Origin of the sequence: Streptomyces sp. MB09-01 (assembly GCF_033794505.1) — a bacterium.
GTDB lineage: Bacteria > Actinomycetota > Actinomycetes > Streptomycetales > Streptomycetaceae > Streptomyces.
Window position 1 is genome coordinate 1 of record NZ_JARAYQ010000433.1, and the last position, 4,243, is coordinate 4,243.

Here is a 4,243-nt window from a genome sequence, read left to right on the forward strand (position 1 = left end):
GGGTGCCGGTGGTGGCGGCCCGCGCGGGGTGGGGGTCGACTAAGGTGGCCCGGTGAAGATCGCGCTCATGGACTCCGGAATCGGCCTCCTCGCGGCGGCCACGGCGGTGCGCCGGCTGCGGCCGGACGCGGACCTGGTCCTGTCCTCGGACCCCGACGGGATGCCCTGGGGCCCGCGGACCCCCGCGGACCTCACCGAGCGGGCGCTCTCCGTCGCCCGGGCCGCAGCCGCGCTCCGCCCGGACGCGCTGATCGTGGCCTGCAACACCGCCACCGTGCACGCCCTGGACACCCTGCGCGCGGAGCTGGAGCCCGCCATCCCGGTCATCGGGACCGTACCGGCGATCAAGCCCGCCGCGGCGGCAGGCGGCCGCGTCGCGATCTGGGCCACCCCCGCCACCACCGGCAGTGCCTACCAGCGCGGGCTGATCCGCGACTTCGCGAACGGGGTCCGCGTCACCGAGGTGCCCTGCCCTGGGCTCGCCGACGCCGTGGAGGCCGCCGACGGCGCCGCCGTGGCGGATGCCGTGGCCGCGGCTGCCGCGCTGACGCCCGCCGACGTCACCGACGTGGTGCTCGGCTGCACGCACTACGAGCTGGTCGAGAGCCCCATCAAGGCCGCCCTCGCCGCGCGGACGGGGAGAGCCGAGCTGGTCTACCACGGCTCCGCCGAGGCCGTCGCCGTCCAGGCGCTGCGCCGCCTCGGCTCCCGGCCCGAACCCGCTCTGCCCCGCACGGGCGGACTGACCGTACTGCGCAGCGGGCGCGAGGGGTCCCTGCCGGCCGCCGCGCTCGGATACGCGGAGGGCCGGCTGTTGGCGGGCGAGGGCGCACGCGTCGGCTGACAGCCGCTCACTGACGACAGGCGACGAGACGGACCGTCTTGCGTAAGGCCCGGACGTCGTATACGGTTGCGGGTGTAACGAGACGTAACGGTTCGTCTTGTTCTGCCCTCTCAGCCCAGCGACCGACGGGACCGCCCTTGCGTGCTCCACTCGCCTCCACCCAGATCGTCCTGTCCGAGGTCACCAAGAGCTACGACACCCGTGTCGTCCTGGACTGCGTGAGCTGTACGGTCCGGCCCGGCGAGCGGGTCGGCGTCGTCGGCGACAACGGCTCCGGCAAGTCCACCCTGCTCCGCCTCCTCGCGGGACGGGAACGGCCCGACCGCGGCGAGGTCACCGTCACCGCCCCCGGGGGTCTCGGGCACCTCGCGCAGACCCTCGACCTCCCGCCGTCCGCCCGCGTCGGCGAGGCGGTCGACCTCGCCCTCGCCGACCTGCGCGCCCTCGAACGGCGGATCCGCGCCGCCGAATCCCGCCTGCACCAGGCCGGGCCCGAGGAACTTGCCGCGTACGGGGACCTCCTCGCCGCCCCACGAGGCCCGCGGCGGCCGTGATGCCGAACGCCGCGTCGCGACCACCCTGCGCCACCTCGGCGAACGCCACGCGCTCGACCCGGACCGCCGCCTCGGCACCCTCTCCGGCGGTCAGCGCTCCCGGCTCGCGCTCGCGTCCGCCCTCGCCGCCGAACCGGAGCTGCTGCTGCTCGACGAACCGACCAACGACCTCGACGACGAGGCGGTCGGCTGGCTGGAGGAGCGCCTGCGCGCCCACCCGGGAACCGTCGTCGCCGTCACCCACGACCGGCTCTTCCTCGACCGCGTCACGACCGCCATCCTGGAGGTGGACCAGGACCGCCGGACGGTCCGCCGCTACGGCAACGGCTACACCGGCTTCCTGGCCGCCCGCGCCGCCGAACGCGCCCGCTGGGAAAGGGAGTACGAGGAGTGGCGCGCGGAGGTCGCCGGCGCCGAGCGGCTCGCCGACACCAACATCGGACGGTTCGCCGCCATCCCCCGCAAGCTGCCCCGCGGCTTCAGCGGAGCCGGCGCCTTCCGGGCCCGCTCCCGGACCCACGGCGCCGCCGGCCGCATCCGTGCAGCCCGCGAACGGCTGCACCGGCTGACCGGGAATCCCGTTCCGCCGCCCCCGCAGCCGCTCGTCTTCACCGGCCGGTTCATCGAAGGCGCCGCCGGGGCGGTGGAGTTGGCCGGAGCGGCCGTGCCGGGGCGGCTCGAACCCGTCTCGCTCACGCTCGCGCCGGGGGAGCGTCTCCTGCTGACCGGACCCAACGGCACCGGAAAATCCACCCTGTTGCACCTGCTGGTCGGTGAACTGAAGCCCGCGCAGGGCCTCGTACGGACGCCCCCGCGCGTGGGACTGCTCCGGCAGGACGACCCGTGGGCCCGCGAACCCCGCTCGGCCGTCGAGGTGTTCGGCGAGGAGTGCGCCGAACAGGTCGCCCGGCACGGCCTGCTCACCCCGGACGACCTCATCCGGCCCGTACGCCTCCTCTCGGCCGGCCAGCGCCGGAAGCTGGAGCTGGCCCGGCTGGTGGCCCGCCCGCTCGACCTGCTGCTCCTGGACGAGCCGACGAACCACCTGGCCCCGGTCGTGGTGGAGGAACTGGACGCGGCCCTGGCCCACTTCGGCGGGACCCTGGTCCTGGTCACGCACGACCGTCGGCTGCGCGCGGCCTTCCGGGGGCGCCGCCTGGAGCTTCAGCGGAAGCGGGCGGCGGCCAGCCGGCCGGCCGCCTCGAGCCGCTGAGCCAGCGCCCGCAAGCCCTCCGCGTCCAGGACCCGGTCCCCGAACCCGGGCAGCGGCACGTGTAGCGCGGCCGTCCAGGCCTCCGGGACCGCCCCCTGTCCGTACCGGGCTCCGGCCAGGGCCCCCGTCACGGCGGCCACCGTGTCGGTGTCGCCGCCGAGGTCCACCGCGGCCCGTACGGCGTCCGCGAAACCGGTGGTGGTCCGCAGCGCCCACACCGCGGAGCCCAGGCAGGGCCACACCGCGCCGTTGAACTCGGTGGCCATCCCGGGATGCCAGTCGGGGGCGAGTACGCGGCCGTACCGCTCGCGGTGGCCCGGGTGCACCGCGGCGAGCGTCCCCGGGAGGGCGGCGAGCGGATCTGCCCCGTCCAGGGCGACGCGGACGAGCTCGTGCAGCACCGCCGTCCCTTCCCAGGCGGCCCGGTCGCCGTGCGTCAGCGCCGCGATCCGGCGCGCGGCGTCCATGGTCCGCTCCCGCCCGGCGGCGGCGAAGTACACCGCCGAGGTGGCGGCCCGCATGAGGGAACCGTTGCCCGCGGCCCGGGTGTTGACCTGGAAGTGCAGGACGGCCGCGAGGTCCCACGGCTGGCCGTTCGTCAGCACGTCCTCCGTCTGGAGGCCGATGTCCTTGGGCTGCCCGGCCGCCCACCGCTGGAACCGGGCGAAGACGTCCGGGAGTTCGAGGCCGCCCTGCTCCAGCAGTGACTCGCCGAGCAGCACGGCCATCTGCGTGTCGTCGGTCGCCTCGCCCGGATCCCAGCCGCCGCCCCCGCACATCTCCTCCCGGCGCGCGGACAGTTGTCCCGCAGGGCCGAACTCGTACGGCGCGCCGAGCGCGTCGCCCGCTGCCGAGCCGAGGACAGACCCCACGGCGCGGTCCTGGCGAGTGGTCACTGCATCTCCTCAGGGCATACGGCGGCCAGCAGGCCGCGGGCGAAACGGTCGAGGTCGTCCAGGCCGGCCGCCGCCAGGGTGGCGGGAGCGCCGGACAGCAGGTGGGGGAGGGTGCCGTGGAGCGCGAGGGTGAGGGCCCGGGCCTGCTCCGGCCCGGCCGGCAGCCCCGCCCCGCGCAGCAGGTGCGCGTGCGCCGCGAAGTCCGCCGCGGCGATCGGGTCCAGCAGCGCGGCCAGCCACGGCCGGCGCGTCCCCTCGGTCTGGAGCTCCAGGTACGCGAGGACGCGGGGCCGGCCCGGCCCGGCGGCGTTCCGCAGCAGCCCGGCGAGCAGTGCCGCGAGCTGCCGCGCGTCGGCGGGCCCCGGCCCGGCCCCGGCCAGGGAATCGGCCAGCGCCCGGTACTCCTCCACGCAGCGTTCGGCCACGGCCCGCAGCAGGGCGTCCCGCGTCGGGAAGTAGTTCTTGGCCGTGCCCGTGGGTACGGCGGCGGCCGCGTCGACGGCCCGGTGCGTCAGCCCGCGCCCGCCCGCCTCGGCCAGTACGGCGACGGCGGCGTCCCGCAGCCGGTCCCTTCGGTCCTGATTCACCTTGCCACCCTAACTACATCCGTGGTACCACAGGTGTAGTACCACGGATGTGGTAGTCAGTGGACACCAGGTGGAGGGACGCGCCATGAGCAGCGAGACCGGGGCGAGGACCGAGACGGGAGCCGGGACGGGGGTCGGGACGGGAACCC

The 4,243-nt window shown here is 75.9% G+C and carries 3 protein-coding genes and 1 pseudogene; 2 read left to right on the top strand and 2 right to left on the bottom strand.

Annotated elements, in window-relative coordinates; all coding sequences use genetic code 11:
• Positions 1–52 precede the first annotated feature (52 nt).
• Together PV721_RS41710 and PV721_RS41715 are read left to right on the top strand one after the other, a co-directional pair.
• Entirely contained in the window at positions 53–844 is a 792-nt protein-coding gene (locus PV721_RS41710) for a glutamate racemase (RefSeq protein WP_319733871.1), read from the top strand.
• Positions 845–981: 137 nt separating this feature from the next.
• Positions 982–2,611 (top strand): annotated as a pseudogene (locus tag PV721_RS41715) (ATP-binding cassette domain-containing protein).
• Here PV721_RS41715 and PV721_RS41720 read toward each other — a convergent pair.
• Both PV721_RS41720 and PV721_RS41725 read right to left on the bottom strand, forming a co-directional pair.
• Positions 2,563–3,507 (bottom strand): ADP-ribosylglycohydrolase family protein, encoded by a 945-nt coding sequence (locus tag PV721_RS41720; protein WP_319733873.1) that lies wholly within the window; start codon positions 3,505–3,507, stop codon positions 2,563–2,565. The pseudogene PV721_RS41715 and the gene PV721_RS41720 overlap by 49 nt on opposite strands.
• Entirely contained in the window at positions 3,504–4,094 is a 591-nt protein-coding gene (locus PV721_RS41725) for a TetR/AcrR family transcriptional regulator (RefSeq protein ID WP_319733874.1), read from the bottom strand. Before PV721_RS41725 ends, PV721_RS41720 begins: the two co-directional genes overlap by 4 nt.
• Positions 4,095–4,243 lie beyond the last annotated feature (149 nt).